Below are 15,320 nucleotides of genomic sequence, written 5' to 3'. Positions count from 1 at the left end.
TGCGAATTTACATACCAAACAGTTCTGCTAATGCCAGCGTTACCGTTGATGGGAAACGGATATAGCCAGCTCGGTACGCCGATTCGATGGCCTCCCAATCTGGTTTGGTCATTCGTTATTCCTTTTCTGTTTCCTCAGCCGCCTCTTCAGCAACCGGAGTGAAGTGCATCTTTGTTACCGTGTCGGGTTTCAGGAATATCCACTCGCCTTCTTCCGTGGCTACAGCAACGAATCCATTAACCAGTTCTGGTTGCTGTCTTGTCATAGCGCCTGTGAAGGTTTCGCCTAACTCTGTTGTTACTGTGATAGTCCACTTCTGAGTCATTGGTTGATCCTTAGAATTGCACTCTAAAGGGGAAGGAATTAACCCTCACAATAGATAATCAACCTACTGAGGGGTGCAACCATGTCGATTTTGAAAATTGTAATTTGCTTTATGAATGATTTAACGTTGCTGATAACGGCTGTTGATAGCCTTGTAAGAACGCTTCACTCTCTTGGCATTATCTAGCCCACTCGTAAATGGGATTTGTGAGTGCAGTAAAAATTAATAGTTAGGCTTTTATTATTTTTGTCGCATATACGATTTAAACGCCTCTAAAAGTTCATCGATGCTAATTTCAGACTCTTTTGCTGCTAATCTCATTTTTTCAACGTTTTGGCTTCGCTCTTCCAAATTTTGTGAATGACTCAAAGACTTGTAAACTACATTGCTTTTCTCAATGATAGAGTGAGTTTTTTTTAGTCTTTCCTCGAAGTCGATAAAATAGAGAGCTATCAGCACCCCAGCTTTTACATGTGTTTCTGGGTCAACGTGACTGTTGATAAGATCTTTTAGCTGATCTTTAGTGTAAGTACCTTGCAAGAAGCACATGCGGCCCGTCTGAAGAAAGTAATGCTCTTTCCTCCACTTAGATAAAATTAGATAAAGCTCTTCTCCTTTTTCTCTATAAAACTTCGTCCTTTCCTTTTCATCTTCTCTGTCTACCTGCTTCCGATATCTAACCTCTGCAAATCTATTAGCTAGATAAGCACCGCCAAAAGCACCGATAAGTGCTCCAGATACTGTAATAACTGATTGAATCAACGGCAATACTGATTGCATGAATTTTAGTCTCAGGGAAAATTTCATATTACCAGTATATAGCGCTCACTTCCCATACGAGTTATACCACGCCTGCCAGCGGTAGATATTCAGGCGAAGTTCTCGCAAACATTCTGCCGTTTCTTTATCCGCTTGCAGGTCTTCGTCACTATCCTTCCCAGCGTCACTTCCCTTGCAAGGTGGCGTCATCAAATCCTGCGATATTGTTGGCAGCGTCGATTGACTGCTGACGCAACCTGATAGCAGCAGCATCAAAATCACACTTGGTATGATTCGGGTCTTGGACATATTTCACCACGTCGCGGGTAATCGTTTTGTAGATGACCTTTCCGTCGTTTTTGGCGGTGGCGGCTTTCTTCTCTATTGGTTCAAGCTTCGCTTCGGCTTTCTTCTGCTTCTTCGCCGCCGCTGCGTTCATTTGGTCAGAGTGTGCATACCAGCCATTCCGGTACCTGATTTCTCCGTAGCCGATTGCCAGTAAGACGAGAATGAGGAAGGCGATTATTTGGGAGCGGAGAGACATAGTGCTTTCTCCTTCTCACGCCTGATAACTAAGCCGGGCAATTGCTTGCCGCCTCCATTTACCCAGCGCGGGAACTGATTGCACGCTTCGGTGAATTTGCCATCACGGAACATCCTGAACATCGTGGACTTCTGCATCTGGCTACAACCGGCGTTGAAGGTGATCGAGGTGACAGCGTCGAACTGGCCTTGATTCAGCTTCTTGCCGTTTGCGTATTTGTTCACGCAGGATTCAGCCTGGAGGATGTTCTTCTCCCAATCAGCTGCAATCTGAGCATCAGACTTCCTAACTCCAGCTTTAACGCCGTGAGTATTGCCAATGCCATCAGTGAGTACACCAGCAGGACAAACGTATGGGTCACGCTGGCAGCTCTCCGCGTCACCGATAAGCTTGAGGCCTGATTCGCTTGTTCTTACCGTTCCGCTTGATACCACAATACCGATAATAGTCATAACTGCGCAGACGCCGCCGACTACACCCTTCTTGGATACTGAAGCCATAGTCAGCCCTCAATCTTTGTCATAGCTTCTGTGATGACTTCTGCAGAAGCCGGACGGTCGTTAACTGGACGCTGAGCAACACCATCAATGTAGTCCTTCAGAATCTGAGTTCTGAGCCTCTCCTCTTGCATCCGATCTGCTTCCTCTTTGCGCTTGGCATAGTAGGTCTTGATCGTGAAGAAGGCGGAGATGACCGCACCAATGATGAAAACGTAGTCTTGGAGTGACAGCAGCGAAAAGAATCCAAGTGCCGCTGACCACCAGTAAGGCAGGTTGTGTTGGTTAACTGGATCCATTTTCATAGTTCCGCTCCCATTTGGTTAAATGGGCCGTGTATTAGTCATAGGGAATAGAGCTACGACCGCATGGTTTCATGAGGGTGAGGTGACTGATTGGTCGGGCTCTAAAACGAGAAAAGCCGCCAAATTGGCAGCTCTTGAATAGGGGCGAACATTTCACTTAAAGTTATTTATTTCACATCCGATAACTAAATTAATATTTACCAACGTAAGGAAATAAAATATGCCACTCCAATTTGGGGTAACTGCACCTTCAGTGATTCTGAACCAGTATGAAAGTGACTTTAACGCTCTTGATATCTTTTTCACGCAAACCAAAGTTTCCGGATCGCTCACGGTCACAGTGCTTGAAGATACCAATAATACATTTTCATCTCGGCAACTTTTCATTGATCAGATAAGCATCATTGTATCTCGCATCAGCCTCGCCCATATGAAGAGATTCAGAAATACGGGACACTCAAAAATAGAGATATTTTAGATGCCAAAAGCCCCGAGCTATTAACTCAGGGCTTTTTCATTATACTTTTCACTCACCGTAACAGACTCACGGATTTCTAGTGTTAGAGGAATATAAACCCAGTTTCGGGAAATTACAAGCTTTAACTGTTCGGATGATCAGTAAATAAAAAACCCCGCCGGAGCGAGGTTAGGTGATTGGAGGGGATTTGCGCCGATTAAGCTGCTATGCCGCTAATGCCGAGCATCTTTGAAAGTTTAGTTAACCCTTTTGCCGTTACGAGAACTTGTTCTACTACTTTTTCACTTCCATCACCGCGAGATACTGTGGTGACCTTATGTTCAAGAACTCCTTGCTGGATCCGCTCCTGATACGCCAACCATGTTTTTCCGCCAGTACGGCGATAAATCCAATGATTTTCAGACATCAAACGGAAGAGGAATTTCGGCTGAACCTGCAAATGCTTCGCGGCATTGGTGATGCACATAGTACCGTCTGCTTTTGCAATACGTTCCAGCGCATCAACATCAGGTCGCATCTCCTCAACCTTGTGTTCAAGGGCAATCACCTTTTCGCTGTATGTGAGCAAAGTACCGCGAAGGAACTCTGCATCGTTAAGCGCTGCCATTGGGTCAAATACTGTTTGAAGCTTGCCGGTCTTAAAGTCGAGGAAGGTTTGGTTGACCTTCAGACGGTACGACGCCGAAATCCAACCGGCATACTCGACTGCCAGAAGTTCGTGAGCGAAAGTACCCGGTGCTGCCCCACCCTTAACAGACTTGATTACTTCTTCACCTAAGCCCGAAATAGGGCTTTGCTTTTCAAGCTCAGAAATCAACTCTTTCGCTTGCTCGGTGGCGAGCCATTTGGATGGGCGCTTATGTGCCGATTCTCCGCTGGCCTTATGAAGTGCATTCAGGTTAAATCGCCCTTCAGCATCAGTAGTAATGTCAACGCCAGCGATGACAGGCAAAGATTTCTTTGCTACATTTGACTCGGTCATTAAAAAATCCTTCTGTGATTGGAAAGGGTTTCGACATACGCCAGTAGCTGCAAACTACTGGCTTTTTTATTGCCGTATGCCAGAGCAAACGCGTCATCCCATGCGCCTTTCAGTGAATCCCTTCCTTTCCATTCAAGCGATCTAACATCCCTTGTGCGTTACGGGCATGAAATCCATTCATGTCGATATTCTCAGTTTCGCGAACCAGACTTTCCCGCGCCTTGTCGATCATGTAGTGACTTTCGTTTGCCATATCGTAGAAGAAACCATGGTGAGGAGAGCCGAGTTGGTTCAGTGCCGGGTAAACCTGTTTGGCAACACGGCGGCCTTTGTCCATCCACACCCACATGTAGGAAAGGTTGATCAGTTCTTCATCGGTGAACTGCTTGGCAATCGGTGAATGAGCCACTTCGCGATCCAGAATGTCGAGTATCCAGCGACGGAATTCTTTGGCTACCGGCGTACGAGCGAACATTGCTATCAGGTGCGCACCACGTAGAGAGAAAACTCGCACCTTCATACGGCGCGATGACCCATTAATCCCATTGGTCACTGATTCGATGACCATTGTCATTCCCTGGGAAAACTCGTCCTCGTATTGCGCAAAAAGGTTTGAGATTGATTTAGTGCTTTTGTATCCCAGCGCCTTTGCCACATCTGCTGAGGTTAGCCAAACCCCATTAACATCTTGCACAGGAAAAAGTGCTGTACCGTGGAAATTAAGTTCTGAATTCGCTATACTTTTCATGTCGGTTACTCGCTTAAGGTTTCTGACGCCGAGGCCCTGACTATCGCAAGTAGTTAGGGCTTCACTGTTTTTACGCTGCATTAGATCTTTCCTCTCTCAAGCAACGCGCCAATCTCTGTACAATGGCCGAATTAATAGAAATCCCATCCATCTCCGCCATCCGCTTAATTTCTTCTTTCATTAGCTCTGGCAATCGCAGCATGAATTTCTCACTTTTTGCTTGGGTATATAAAGTATCCAAAATCCTTACCTCCAATGATGTCACGATGACATGATGTCACTATGACTCGATTTACTGATGATGTCAATGTGATAGCATCAAGAAAATTTCGAGGTGCTTATGTCAGAAAAACCAGTCAAAGATTACGATAAATTCATGCTCAGGCTTCCTGATGGCATGCGTGAAGCTATTGCAGATTTAGCTAAAAAAAGCGGCAGATCCATGAATGCTCAAATCGTTTATATTTTAGAGGATTACCTCACTCCGCCTAAAGTAGAGGAAATGCCGGAGATGGATGAAAATGAACTGCAATCCCCGGATAAATTGCAAGAATGGCTGAGGGTTTTGACTGATAAAGTTTCTGTCATTGAGAAAGTTGTGAAGAGAAACTTCCCTGAAGACAAATAATTAATTTTATTGATATTATGCTTAACTTCTAATGACATCGAAGATAGTAAACCACTCCAAATTTACTCTGTAAATAGGTGGAAATTACCTATATCGTCTTCAATCGTTAACAAGATCTGACATTTACAATTCACCTATCCACAAAAGGAGTTTTACTTTGCGTAGATTTGATCGAGAAAAGCAAAAAGAACTTTTGGAGATTCTTTCACGATATTTCCCACAATCACCTGATATGGACGGCGAAATAGAAATAAAGTCTTTGTTCGAGTCTGATGAAGAGTTTTTCCCTAATGCGATGTACTTAGAGGAGCATGGGCTGGTTATAACTAATGCCTTATACGGATTCCAAGGGGTTACCATTGAGACCCACCTTATGAAGATCACCGCCAAAGGGATTGACTTCATCCTCCAGGATGGAGGGCTTGGGGCAATCCTCGGTGTTCAAACAATTAAATTTCACCATAGTGCCGTGGTTGTGCTTGAAGACCTTATATCTCTATCTAACATATCCGATCCAGAAAAAGAGAAGGCAAAGACCAAGCTATCAGAGATGACGACAGAATCGCTGAAAGCCATTGTACAGACAGTGACTACAGCTGGGCTAGCCGCGCTCATGAAGTAGCCCATCAAAAGCAAAAACCCTCCGAGGAGGGCTGCTTTACCTATCACTGAGTGACCTTGTTTAGCGCAGAATTTGCCCACTCCTCTTCAATTTCAAGCTTGGTCGAAAGTCCGTCATAGAACGGCTTAACTGACTTCTTCCAAGTATCTAGGGTGATCGCATCGGTAATTTGACAGACTGCGCGGTGGACATCAGTAGATAGGATCCTCTCGAACCCTCTGCTGTTGCAGCGCTTGCATTTGCACCTTACCGGGACTCCCTGCCGCTTAGTTTCCTCCCTGTCTACTGCCTCACCTCGTCCACGGCAATCACTACAGGCGGTTGATAGAGTGCCTTTCCCATTACATTCCTTGCACAATACCCTGACCTGCTCGCGAATTTCCCGTCGCACTTCGTACTCTGATGGGATTACACCCTTAGCTCCCCACTTAATGGCCGTTCTCATGACATCTTGAGCAACAAACGGCATGTGTGACTTCATGGTGAAAACCTCCCCAGCAATGAATCCTTCACCCTTGCAGCATTCACACGGCTTCTTGCTGGATGCTGCCCGGCAATAATCCAAGTAGGCATAAGTTGCGAGAGTTTGCACAACGGCTGGTTTAACATCGATATCGAGTTTGCGTAAGGCTGCAACCTTATCGCAGGTTTGTAATGCATATTCTGTTAACAACGTGACGGCGCGTTCTGCGTCGTTTTTACTTACCCCAACCTTCCCCATAAAAGCGCTGAATCCCATCGGCGCAATAGACTGAACCATTCCCATGGCAGCCATCTGATCCGTACCGGTGAGAGCATCTAATTTAGTGGCTGGTGGCATGCCTTCGAAATTGGCCGTTTTCGGGAAGTGGTATTTGACTGTTGCTTCGAGGTTCATGCTGCTTCTCCGAGTTGTCTGAGGTCTTTTAGCTTCTGCACATACTCAGCCTTGATGGCCTTGCACTCTTCAATCGTCCAGCGGTGCCGGTCGTGGTTGCCTTCGATGCTTTCCACTTCAGCCAGACCAATGCGCCTGATGAGCTCTGCCCGGTACGGAACCAGATTCCCGCTTTTGTGCTGGTTGCATACGCTGCATTGCTTCCAGATTTGGCGAGGATCGAACCTTAGCTGAGGGGCGGCGGCCGTAGTTCGATAATGGCCGGCATCCCATTGAGCAGCGCTCAACGTTCCACATGAAACGCAGGGAAGGTGCTTGTCTCTTTCTCGGATGTAGGCGTTTACGGCTTGCTGGGCTTGCTTGATGAAGTAACTGCGGGGCTGTACTGCGAGCTTTCGAATCTTAAGGCTTCGTCGTTCCTGCTGGGTTGTTTCCTTTCGCTGTCGTTCCTGTTGCTGTATGCGCTTCTGTCGCGCTTTGGTTGCTAACTTGGTGATTAGCTCTTCCTTGTGTTCTTCGTTGCACCACCACTCATATGGCATGTTTGGTTTGAATCGTGTTTTGCAAATTTTGCAATTACGCCTTCTGGGTTGTTTCATAGCTGTAACCCCTAACATTTATATTTTTGTCATACCTTAGTTGTATTAGCTCGCATGTATTATATATATAGATGATGGTCTTTCATCTTCAAAGTATTAACATACCATTGAAGGTGAAGAGAACATTTTCATGTTAATACACACATCGTTGTTTTAAATAAAAATGGTGGTGACCTATGCATTACAAAATACCTTTTTTGTGTTTAATAATGCCTACTTATGTTTTTGCTGATGATGCGAATGTTAAAATATTCGTTGCTTCACATGACTTTTGCCTTGTGGAGATAAGAGAAGGAAACAAGCCTTTTCCTACTGATAATCAAGTAATATATTCGGGACCCATGAAAGCAGGAGAAAAAAAATCAACTACAGCTACATTCCTGTTTGCCCAGAGAGAGGCAAATCCAGGTATATGCGGCTCTGGGAGGGGGCAATGGAACTCCTGTAGTTGGGATACATGTCAATTAGATTAATAAAAAAATCAACAACCTCGGAGTTTCTATCATGAAAATAGTGCTATTTATTATTCTATCTTTGGTATCAACAACCACATTAGCAACTGAGTGTTATAGATGGAGGAATAACACAAACCAAAAGGTATCCCTGACATTTTACTTCCTTGACGGTTCATTCCAACCTAACGGTCAAACGCAATCACACATCATCGATGCACATGAACTATATCCTCCAACAGATGTGAATTGCTGGGGGCTTAATACTTATGCATTTGGTAAAGTAGTGAATGGCAAGGCTTCTTGGGATGTTAATTCCGTAGTTTTCGGAACTGCACCAGGCAGGATCTATGATATAAACTAAAATCATTAGAGGGCTATTTATAACCTAGCCCTCTAATTACCATTCTTTTCTTTATCATCCTATTTATCTAGCCTCGAATAATCTTACATGCCACTCTCCTTGCTGCCATTACCTGCAATACCGGCAGAATGCCAAAGTTCTGTTTGCACTCTTCGAATACGGTGTTGATGCATTGCGGCCTGCGCTTGCTGAGAAATACCATTGAGCTGCAGGTAGTGCGATGGTGTTGGTTGTGTCGGGAACTGCTACCCTTGCTCCTGCTTTCAAAAGTCTCCTGCTCGGCTTCTTCACAGACTCCATCTTTCTTACAGGCTGCTGCGCTTATCCAGTAGCGAGTCTTGTTGTGATTACCGCCGCGATAAATATCACCGCAGTTAGTCAGCATCATCAGAATGGAGCTTGCACGGCGATGGCCTACATGCAGAATTTTGCTTATCTGGTTGGTCTGACTGCCGGGATGCTCTGTGATGTATTGCTGCACAACTTGCCGGTATTCGTTTGTACGTTCGACGTTTACTTTCCCCATCATGCCGCCCTCTTTGTTTCGCCAAATCTCCGAGCCCACTCCAATGCCTGACGTGATTCATCAGACCACCTGACACCCTGCTCCGTGCCGAATGCGCTCATCATCTCGATAAGCTCACTCATCTCTCCGACTGTCATCCTACTGGTAGATTGGCCGAGCACAACAAAGCCGCCGTTAATGCCAGGAGCTGAACGCTGCCCTTTCAGACCTGCAGTCAGAATGTTCTTCCAGTCTTCAGTGCTGAGCTTCTGCCCATACCAAACGACCTGCTCGCTGATATCAGTCAGGCAACACCAAAGCTTGGCGTTCTGAGATAGAGAGCGAGTGGCTTCCTGAATGGTAACGAAGTAAGGTTTGTCTGGATTAAGCGGAGTGTTGCGGAGGTGGTTTATTGCGTTAGTTAGGATTTGTTCGTTGCGTAATTGGTAGGTTTGTTTGGTCACAACTCCCTCCTTCTTGCAGGTGCAATCATTCGGTCTTGTTCAATTAGTTTGCCTATTAGTGCAATAACAAATTCTATTTTTTGATCTCCAGAATATGTTTCATATCGTTGATAAAGGGTATGCTCTGGTCTATCGGAGTTGCTTAATATGGTTTGAATATCATTTGATGATAGGGATACGTTCATGGGGATTCTCACTTTAGATATTACCTGCCCTCACTGCTTAAGAGAGAGGGCTGTATTAACAGCGTATGGTCAAGTTCAAACGAACAGAAATGAGTATTGCGTTAGTTTTTTTTGCAGAAGCTGCACGAATCCTGTCTCTACAAAAGTAATGTCTCTATATGGAGATAGTCCGATGGATTACACTAGACAAAACAGCGATGACTCTCTGCCTCAGAGCCAGAAATTCCGGCTTGTAGATTATTTTCCAAAAGCTAGATCGCATACTGCCCCAGATGATTGCCCGGAAAGAGCCGCCAAGTTTTTCATTGAGGCAAAAGAGAATCTTCATAAAGGAAATTTCGAAACCTCCGTAATGCTATGTAGAAAGGTTCTTGACATAGCCACGCGGGAAATACTTGGGGATGAATCAAAAAAAGAACAACTTTCACAACGTATTTCAATGCTTCATGGCAAAGGTTTGATAACTGAACAAATGAAGGAGTGGGCGCATATCGTAAGGATAGATTCCAACGGTGCTGTACATTCTGATGAAGAGTTCACCAAGGATGATGCAGAAGAAATGATAGGTTTTACTGAAGTTTTCCTAATTTATTCCTTCACTCTTCCCGCAATGGTTGAAGCCAATAAACAATCAAAAGTACAACAATAAGCACTTGTAAGGCTGGCTAAGCCAGCCTTAATCTATAATTCCATGAAATAAACCCATCAGAATTCCCCTTTCACTTGCCCGGCACCTATCTGCACGAACACCTCAGCAACCTTCTCGCTGAATTCAAGCATGGTGGCTCGCTTGGCTGGTGCGTTTATGTCTTGTAACCAGTCGTAGTCATCAGCTGCGTAGCTGGCTATTACGGTGTAGTCGTCTGGTGTGATTATCATGGGTTAGCCTTCTTCAGACCGAGCTTCTCGCGAAGTTCTGCGACCTTCCGCAACCCATCGCTTTTGCTCATCGCGCTTTTAACGCTCATCTGTGGAATGCGGGCTACCGGTGCGGGAATCTTCTCCCCTGCTTCGATACGCTTCGCCATCAGTTTCAGCTCAGTGCCGCACCCCTTTCGGAGCTGAGCCTCTGACCAGTTCTCATGACGCATGTGATCGCACAGATTGGTCACCATCCAGTAAGCGGCTGAACTCGTCCATGGATAGGCCTCTGCACTGACGTAGCCACCACGGCGGCATGCGTATGTCATGGTCATTACGTAGAGTTCATCTTCGTCTGGCAGGCCAGCGGCTTTGAGAGCGCCCTGTTTGCACCACGCGATGAATTGACCAGGGGAAGGCAGATAAGGTGTTTCCTGCTTGCGAGCGATAGCCATTCCAGCGTTAACCTGAAAAACGTTGTTAATTCCGTTCTCCGAAAATGCCAGCACCCATTGACGCCGAAGCTCGTTCAAATCTTCCTGAGATTTGATATTTGCCATCGCAGCCGGGAACGCAGCTGTAAGCTGACGGAACAACTCATTGAATAACTTGATCGCCCGCTCAGGTATTGCGGCTGGCTTGGCTTGATCATCACTCCCAGCCTTACGTTGCAGTGCTGCTCCGTCGCGCTGCTGAATTGCGGTCACAATATTTTTCATATCTGAAGCCCTTCAGCCCAGTCCTGATTGTCGAAGTCAATGCTTCCACGTCCGGCAGGCGTTGATTGTTTCTGGATGGATTTGGCAGCCAGCGTGTCCCACTTCTCACGCAGCTTTGCAGGGGATAAAACGTTTGAAGACCAGAAGGTGTCTTTGTTCGCCCATTTGAAGAGTGAGCAGATTTCTTTGTGAGTACGGTTGTCCTGTAGTCTCATCAGCCGGATTGTGTTTGCCCATGTCGTCCAGTTAGGCTCTTTGGCAGTAGGACTCACTGTCAGGACGGCTGAGAAAATCCACTTGGCGGCGATCAGGTCATTCGCCGTTCCCCACTGCTCACCTGATGGTGTGTAAATTCCGCCGATCGCTTCAGGATGCTTAGCAAGAAATGATTCGACAGCCTTCTCACGGAATTCGCGAGAATTCTTTGAGGGAGGTTTTTTAATGTCTTTCTTGTATTTTATATTAGTGTCTTTTGTGTGTCCCTGAGGTAGTGACACCCCTGTCACCGTTTTAGTGACATCTTTTGTCACTACGGTAGTGACACTGACATTGTTTAAGTGACACTCTGGAATTTGCCATTCTGATAAGGCTTTATTTGGCCCTATCAGTTGCCCGTCTCTGAGCAAAACCTTCATGATTAATAGCTCATTTTTAGCCTTGTTAACTTTTTGCCGGGGCAATCTGGTTAATAGAGCTATCTGGCTATCAGCAATCCGATCCATCTTCTTGTTGAAGCCATATGTTTTCCGACAAACGGCATGAGCTACCTTAGCCTGATTCCTCGTCAGGTTTGCGCCGATAAGCTCCTCGTACAGCTCGTTTGCCAGACGGGTGAATCCATCGTCTGTATCGGCCACACGCTGCTCCACGACCTCCAGTGGAGGTCTTATTGGTATTACGTTTTCGTCATATGCAAGATTCATGATGCCTCCGTGCCAATACTGCTAATCCCCTTCCGGTACTCAGCAATGATTCGGTTAATTTCGTCAGATGTGTCCATGGCGAGAGCTAGATAATCACCATCACCATTTCTTTCGAATTCAGCATCGACCAAAAGCTCAACCAGACGGCGAGCCTTCACGGCACTGAACAGCGGAATGGCATCAGAACGCGTGAGCTTCGTTTTGCCAGCTAGCCTTCACCATCCGACCGGCTGCGACTGATGAGGCATTCACGCCATGCTCACGTGAGAGAGCGACAGCAGTTGTTGCTGCAACCTCGCCAGACTTAACCATCTCAATCAGGCCATCACCGACTTCCAGCAATGCAAGGTGATGCTCAACATCAGCAACAGAACGCTTTACCTTCTTGGCGATCTCCGCTGATTCCCATCCTTGGTTGCTGAGGCGTTGATAAGCAGCTGCGCGTTCAAGTGGTGCCAGTGGCTTACCCTGAGAACTGGTGACCATGAAGGCAATGCGATCGGCTTCACTGCCTACAAAGTCTTTGCACTCAAGACGCGGGATTTCGTGCCCGGCATCGGTAGCCAGCTTGGCGCCGTAATACCGGTGATGACCGTCGATAATCTTGACGCCCTGCTCTGTAACCTGAACAGCCAGAGGAGGCAGGTATTCACCGTCGATAAACGCATCACGGAATTCTTCAACATGCGCCTGGTCGATATCCCGGACGTTAAAGCCCGGTTCGACATATAGCTCACTCAGCGGAACCAGAAACGTTTTCTTTACCGTCGTCTCGGTGCCGTTTTTATCTTTCGATTTGTACAAAAGGGAAAGGGATGACATAATTACTCCTGTGAATTGATCCAGTTAATTTGCAACTACGCCTCGAAATGCTCGATACATTCCGGGGCGTTTTCTTTTGTGAGTAACCGCGCTACTGACTTAGCCAGCTTCGACAATTCCTCGTCCTCTACTCCCCATTCCAGAACTGCCAGAAGCATTCCCATCTTGGGGATCATCGTTTCTTTCCATCTAGTGATTTGTGACTCGTTAACGCCTATAGCTTTTGCTACTGCTCGCTGACCACGAATAGCTATGCCATTCATAATCTTGCTTGTGATTTCATTCGCTTTATTGCGAGTGCTTGCAATGTCCATGCGTGATACTTCCGTTGTTGGTTAGTTGTGTGTTTGCGTGATCAGCCCGTGGGGATGACCACAGTTAGATTTGCTTTTTTTTTTGGAATTCGCTTTGCAGCGACGTAGGACGAATGTCCATTGTGAAAAGAGCGGTGAGGATTAAGCGGCTTCGGCCAGTTCAGGCCAGATTTTAAACCAGTCATCTGGGTGCAGATCTTTACGCAGAACGCTGCACTTAGAGTTGACTTCAATTTGCACTGAAAGAGCTGCGCCAAGTTTTTGCTTTGTACTGATTGCCTTACGAAGATACTCAACAGATGTTCCGCAATTGGCTGCGAAATCACGCTGCATTGATATCGACAAGGCGTTTAAATAACTTCGTAGAGTTTCCATACGAGCTCCTTGCGTGATAATTAACTCAAGTATACTCGCAAGTATAGAACTTGCAATACTTTTAGGTTATTTACCTGAAGGTATTACTCGGTAAGATAACTGCATGAAAAGTGATGATGGTTTTGACATGTACGAGCGCAGACGGCTAGCACTGCAAGGGTTGGTGGATTCTCACGGCTCACAGAAAGCGCTTTCTGAAAAAGTAGGGATCGCCGAGTCGGTTATCTCCCGGATGCTCTATCCAGAAGGGAAGAAAAACAAAAGGAACATTGGCGAGAAATCCGTGCAGATGATCGAAGACGCTCTCAATCTTCCCCGCGGGACAATGGATGGCATTGTTGCCGCTAGCACAACAATACCCGATGAGATTGAATACGTTGGCAGGGTACGATTGGGTGCTGTGCCTGTCGTAGGCGAAGCTGCATTGGGGGTTGATGGCATGATTCAGATGGAAGAGCATCCAGCTGGCTGGTTGCAAATTTATAGTGCCGACCCTAATGCATATGGACTCCGGGTCCGGGGTGACAGCATGCATCCCCGCATTCAATCAGGTGAGTTCGTTGTTATTGAGCCAGGGACGAGAGTGCAATCTGGTGATGAGGTGTTTGTCAGAACTACTGATGGGCACAACATGATTAAGGTGATGACCAAGATGCGTGATGGGGCGTTTCAGCTTTCAAGCATCAACAACGATCACCGCCCTATTACGCTACAGCAATCCGAGATTGAGAAGATGGAATATGTATCTGCCATCATTAAAGCCACTCGTTTTGTTGCAAATGGTGATGTGTCAGATGAATAGGCGAAAGTCTGAGTCGGTTCAGTGGCATGAAGGGCTTTTCGTCAAACAGTTGGATTCGCATATGAAATTTAAATTTATACCCCCAGTTATCATACTGGTAGGTGCTGTAGGATTTATGGTGTGGTTCTTTGCCAGCGGTGCTGCAATGCCAAGTCTTTGAAAAATTAAAGTGCTAATCATCGATAATTCCGTCAATAGGAATTTGCGTTATTTTTTTAAAGTCTATCTAGATAAGTCTGAATTTATAACTTATAAATATTAATCTAAATTCACTTACAACAATAAGAAGAAGCTATTGGATTTGCCAAGGCGATTCAGTTAGTCTTCGATTGCTTCTAGATGGGCTACACTTAATGACAACTACCGCATATGACTGCCTTAACAAAATTGTAGCGAGCGATACTCGCTGGTCCGCAGATGTTGATCTCATTGATGGAATGCATATTCTTTATGTAGATGACACTGGATTCAACAAGATCTGTAATCGCCGGGGTGGTGCTTTAATCTGCGCAGGCGACGGCTTGACGATTCAGAATCTAAAGCAATGGTGGACTGCTGAGCCATTTGACCCTGACGCGATTCCAGAGTTAAAAATGCAGAGCAAATACCTAGTTTCAATAATGATGATCTCTGCTGAAGGAGAGCGTCTTTTTGATGCAGGGCCAAAGCATGTTGTCTATGACACTGAAAAAGATTCTTTGATTTCTGTTTTTTCTGGTTCAGGCGGAGCATATGCGGCAAGTGCATTCATGAAATGCGGTTGCCCTAAGTCTTCGGTAGAAGTAGCAAAATTCTCAGATCCTAAGTCTGGGGGTGAGGTGAAATTTCTTGAATTAGACACACAGAATCATAACTTAAACGATGAAAATCTGGATTATGATACCATAATGAACGCAATGACAGAGAGAGGTATCCTTATGAAATTTAAAGGGGTTTACGCCGCAAACTCTGAAAATGTAACCTCTATCCCATTGAGGGAGCACGCTCAGGCAGATGATATTATTCAGGCCTTGAAATCTGGCTCTATTCAAGCTTACGCCCCTACCGGAGGGTCGGCTATCGAATGGACAGAGGAACGAACAAATAAATTGAAAGAGGCTGCCCGCAGGGTTGCCAAATACGAAAAAGAAACTACAAATTGAAAGCAAGTTTTAAAAAACCCGGCCATGG

Annotated in this window: 22 protein-coding genes and 1 pseudogene; 5 read left to right on the top strand and 18 right to left on the bottom strand. The window is 45.8% G+C overall.

Annotated features, from left to right (window positions below; all coding sequences use genetic code 11):
• Positions 1–115 precede the first annotated feature (115 nt).
• The 8 genes from UC14_RS12515 to UC14_RS12475 all read right to left on the bottom strand — a co-directional run bounded on the left by UC14_RS12515 (position 116) and on the right by UC14_RS12475 (position 4,879).
• Positions 116–325 (bottom strand): hypothetical protein, encoded by a 210-nt coding sequence (locus UC14_RS12515; protein ID WP_112197804.1) that lies wholly within the window; start codon positions 323–325, stop codon positions 116–118.
• Positions 326–565: 240 nt separating this feature from the next.
• Positions 566–1,105: a hypothetical protein gene (locus UC14_RS12510; RefSeq protein WP_157962104.1), complete on the bottom strand. Its 540-nt coding sequence runs from the start codon at positions 1,103–1,105 to the stop codon at positions 566–568.
• 163 nt (positions 1,106–1,268) lie between these two features.
• Positions 1,269–1,628: a hypothetical protein gene (locus tag UC14_RS12505; RefSeq protein ID WP_112197802.1), complete on the bottom strand. Its 360-nt coding sequence runs from the start codon at positions 1,626–1,628 to the stop codon at positions 1,269–1,271.
• The gene (locus tag UC14_RS12500) at positions 1,607–2,128 is read right to left on the bottom strand and encodes a lysozyme (RefSeq protein ID WP_112197801.1); all 522 of its coding nucleotides are present in this window, start codon (positions 2,126–2,128) and stop codon (positions 1,607–1,609) included. Before UC14_RS12500 ends, UC14_RS12505 begins: the two co-directional genes overlap by 22 nt.
• Positions 2,129–2,130: 2 nt before the next feature.
• Positions 2,131–2,430, bottom strand: a complete 300-nt coding sequence (locus tag UC14_RS12495; protein ID WP_112197800.1) for a hypothetical protein — start codon at positions 2,428–2,430, stop codon at positions 2,131–2,133.
• A gap of 674 nt (positions 2,431–3,104) precedes the next feature.
• Positions 3,105–3,890 (bottom strand): phage antirepressor KilAC domain-containing protein, encoded by a 786-nt coding sequence (locus tag UC14_RS12485; protein WP_112197798.1) that lies wholly within the window; start codon positions 3,888–3,890, stop codon positions 3,105–3,107.
• A gap of 109 nt (positions 3,891–3,999) precedes the next feature.
• Positions 4,000–4,638, bottom strand: coding sequence for a P22AR C-terminal domain-containing protein (locus tag UC14_RS12480; RefSeq protein WP_112197831.1), 639 nt, complete (start codon positions 4,636–4,638; stop codon positions 4,000–4,002).
• Positions 4,639–4,708: 70 nt separating this feature from the next.
• On the bottom strand, positions 4,709–4,879 hold the full coding sequence (locus UC14_RS12475) for an Arc family DNA-binding protein (protein ID WP_112197797.1): 171 nt from the start codon (positions 4,877–4,879) through the stop codon (positions 4,709–4,711).
• 99 nt (positions 4,880–4,978) lie between these two features.
• On the opposite strand from UC14_RS12475, the gene UC14_RS12470 reads away from it, so the two are divergent.
• On the top strand, positions 4,979–5,266 hold the full coding sequence (locus UC14_RS12470) for an Arc family DNA-binding protein (protein ID WP_112197830.1): 288 nt from the start codon (positions 4,979–4,981) through the stop codon (positions 5,264–5,266).
• Between the two features lie 157 nt (positions 5,267–5,423).
• Complete coding sequence (locus tag UC14_RS12465) at positions 5,424–5,888, top strand: hypothetical protein (RefSeq protein WP_232829677.1); 465 nt, start codon at positions 5,424–5,426, stop codon at positions 5,886–5,888.
• A gap of 43 nt (positions 5,889–5,931) precedes the next feature.
• Here the strand turns inward: UC14_RS12465 and UC14_RS12460 are convergent, their stop codons facing one another.
• The 4 genes from UC14_RS12460 to UC14_RS12445 form a co-directional block, all read right to left on the bottom strand.
• Positions 5,932–6,765, bottom strand: coding sequence for an antitermination protein (locus UC14_RS12460; protein WP_112197796.1), 834 nt, complete (start codon positions 6,763–6,765; stop codon positions 5,932–5,934).
• Positions 6,762–7,364, bottom strand: a complete 603-nt coding sequence (locus UC14_RS12455) for a recombination protein NinG (protein WP_112197828.1) — start codon at positions 7,362–7,364, stop codon at positions 6,762–6,764. Before UC14_RS12455 ends, UC14_RS12460 begins: the two co-directional genes overlap by 4 nt.
• An 883-nt stretch (positions 7,365–8,247) precedes the next feature.
• Positions 8,248–8,745, bottom strand: a complete 498-nt coding sequence (locus UC14_RS12450; RefSeq protein WP_157962103.1) for a hypothetical protein — start codon at positions 8,743–8,745, stop codon at positions 8,248–8,250.
• Entirely contained in the window at positions 8,706–9,149 is a 444-nt protein-coding gene (locus UC14_RS12445; RefSeq protein ID WP_112197794.1) for a recombination protein NinB, read from the bottom strand. Before UC14_RS12445 ends, UC14_RS12450 begins: the two co-directional genes overlap by 40 nt.
• 357 nt (positions 9,150–9,506) lie before the next feature.
• Here UC14_RS12445 and UC14_RS12435 point away from each other — a divergent pair, with 357 nt between their 5' ends.
• A complete protein-coding gene (locus tag UC14_RS12435; protein WP_232829676.1) occupies positions 9,507–9,983 on the top strand; it encodes a DUF4145 domain-containing protein in 477 nt (158 codons plus the stop codon).
• A 56-nt stretch (positions 9,984–10,039) separates the two neighbouring features.
• Here UC14_RS12435 and UC14_RS26720 read toward each other — a convergent pair whose 3' ends face one another.
• The 6 genes and pseudogenes from UC14_RS26720 to UC14_RS12410 form a co-directional block, all read right to left on the bottom strand.
• Positions 10,040–10,213, bottom strand: a complete 174-nt coding sequence (locus UC14_RS26720; protein ID WP_157962101.1) for a hypothetical protein — start codon at positions 10,211–10,213, stop codon at positions 10,040–10,042.
• Positions 10,210–10,914 (bottom strand): replication protein P, encoded by a 705-nt coding sequence (locus tag UC14_RS12430; RefSeq protein ID WP_112197791.1) that lies wholly within the window; start codon positions 10,912–10,914, stop codon positions 10,210–10,212. Before UC14_RS12430 ends, UC14_RS26720 begins: the two co-directional genes overlap by 4 nt.
• Positions 10,911–11,837: a replication protein gene (locus tag UC14_RS12425; RefSeq protein ID WP_112197790.1), complete on the bottom strand. Its 927-nt coding sequence runs from the start codon at positions 11,835–11,837 to the stop codon at positions 10,911–10,913. The genes UC14_RS12430 and UC14_RS12425 overlap by 4 nt, the downstream gene beginning before the upstream one ends.
• Positions 11,834–12,659: pseudogene (locus UC14_RS12420) on the bottom strand (ParB/RepB/Spo0J family partition protein). Before UC14_RS12420 ends, UC14_RS12425 begins: the two are co-directional and overlap by 4 nt.
• A 35-nt stretch (positions 12,660–12,694) precedes the next feature.
• Positions 12,695–12,973, bottom strand: coding sequence for a CII family transcriptional regulator (locus UC14_RS12415; RefSeq protein ID WP_112197789.1), 279 nt, complete (start codon positions 12,971–12,973; stop codon positions 12,695–12,697).
• Positions 12,974–13,114: 141 nt separating this feature from the next.
• The gene (locus UC14_RS12410; RefSeq protein ID WP_112197788.1) at positions 13,115–13,348 is read right to left on the bottom strand and encodes a Cro/Cl family transcriptional regulator; all 234 of its coding nucleotides are present in this window, start codon (positions 13,346–13,348) and stop codon (positions 13,115–13,117) included.
• Between the two features lie 103 nt (positions 13,349–13,451).
• Between UC14_RS12410 and UC14_RS12405 the strand changes: the two genes are divergently transcribed.
• Positions 13,452–14,150, top strand: a complete 699-nt coding sequence (locus tag UC14_RS12405; protein WP_232829675.1) for a S24 family peptidase — start codon at positions 13,452–13,454, stop codon at positions 14,148–14,150.
• Between the two features lie 353 nt (positions 14,151–14,503).
• On the top strand, positions 14,504–15,292 hold the full coding sequence (locus UC14_RS12400) for a hypothetical protein (RefSeq protein ID WP_112197787.1): 789 nt from the start codon (positions 14,504–14,506) through the stop codon (positions 15,290–15,292).
• Positions 15,293–15,320 lie beyond the last annotated feature (28 nt).

The organism is Rahnella sp. NRRL B-41462, from assembly GCF_003263525.1.
Classification (GTDB): Bacteria; Pseudomonadota; Gammaproteobacteria; order Enterobacterales; family Enterobacteriaceae; genus Rahnella; species Rahnella aceris.
The sequence above is the reverse complement of the archived record's forward strand: the minus strand, read 5'-3'. Positions and strand labels throughout refer to the sequence as shown.

Coding starts and splice junctions, on each gene's coding strand:
- UC14_RS12515 (WP_112197804.1), bottom strand. CDS start 325: ATGACTCAGAAGTGGACTATCACAGTAACAACAGAGTTAGGCGAAACC.
- UC14_RS12400 (WP_112197787.1), top strand. CDS start 14,504: ATGACAACTACCGCATATGACTGCCTTAACAAAATTGTAGCGAGCGAT.
- UC14_RS12410 (WP_112197788.1), bottom strand. CDS start 13,348: ATGGAAACTCTACGAAGTTATTTAAACGCCTTGTCGATATCAATGCAG.
- UC14_RS12405 (WP_232829675.1), top strand. CDS start 13,452: ATGAAAAGTGATGATGGTTTTGACATGTACGAGCGCAGACGGCTAGCA.
- UC14_RS12485 (WP_112197798.1), bottom strand. CDS start 3,890: ATGACCGAGTCAAATGTAGCAAAGAAATCTTTGCCTGTCATCGCTGGC.
- UC14_RS12430 (WP_112197791.1), bottom strand. CDS start 10,914: ATGAAAAATATTGTGACCGCAATTCAGCAGCGCGACGGAGCAGCACTG.
- UC14_RS12435 (WP_232829676.1), top strand. CDS start 9,507: ATGGATTACACTAGACAAAACAGCGATGACTCTCTGCCTCAGAGCCAG.
- UC14_RS12415 (WP_112197789.1), bottom strand. CDS start 12,973: ATGGACATTGCAAGCACTCGCAATAAAGCGAATGAAATCACAAGCAAG.
- UC14_RS12470 (WP_112197830.1), top strand. CDS start 4,979: ATGTCAGAAAAACCAGTCAAAGATTACGATAAATTCATGCTCAGGCTT.
- UC14_RS12500 (WP_112197801.1), bottom strand. CDS start 2,128: ATGGCTTCAGTATCCAAGAAGGGTGTAGTCGGCGGCGTCTGCGCAGTT.
- UC14_RS12505 (WP_112197802.1), bottom strand. CDS start 1,628: ATGTCTCTCCGCTCCCAAATAATCGCCTTCCTCATTCTCGTCTTACTG.
- UC14_RS12495 (WP_112197800.1), bottom strand. CDS start 2,430: ATGAAAATGGATCCAGTTAACCAACACAACCTGCCTTACTGGTGGTCA.
- UC14_RS12480 (WP_112197831.1), bottom strand. CDS start 4,638: ATGAAAAGTATAGCGAATTCAGAACTTAATTTCCACGGTACAGCACTT.
- UC14_RS12425 (WP_112197790.1), bottom strand. CDS start 11,837: ATGAATCTTGCATATGACGAAAACGTAATACCAATAAGACCTCCACTG.
- UC14_RS12460 (WP_112197796.1), bottom strand. CDS start 6,765: ATGAACCTCGAAGCAACAGTCAAATACCACTTCCCGAAAACGGCCAAT.
- UC14_RS12510 (WP_157962104.1), bottom strand. CDS start 1,105: ATGCAATCAGTATTGCCGTTGATTCAATCAGTTATTACAGTATCTGGA.
- UC14_RS12455 (WP_112197828.1), bottom strand. CDS start 7,364: ATGAAACAACCCAGAAGGCGTAATTGCAAAATTTGCAAAACACGATTC.
- UC14_RS26720 (WP_157962101.1), bottom strand. CDS start 10,213: ATGATAATCACACCAGACGACTACACCGTAATAGCCAGCTACGCAGCT.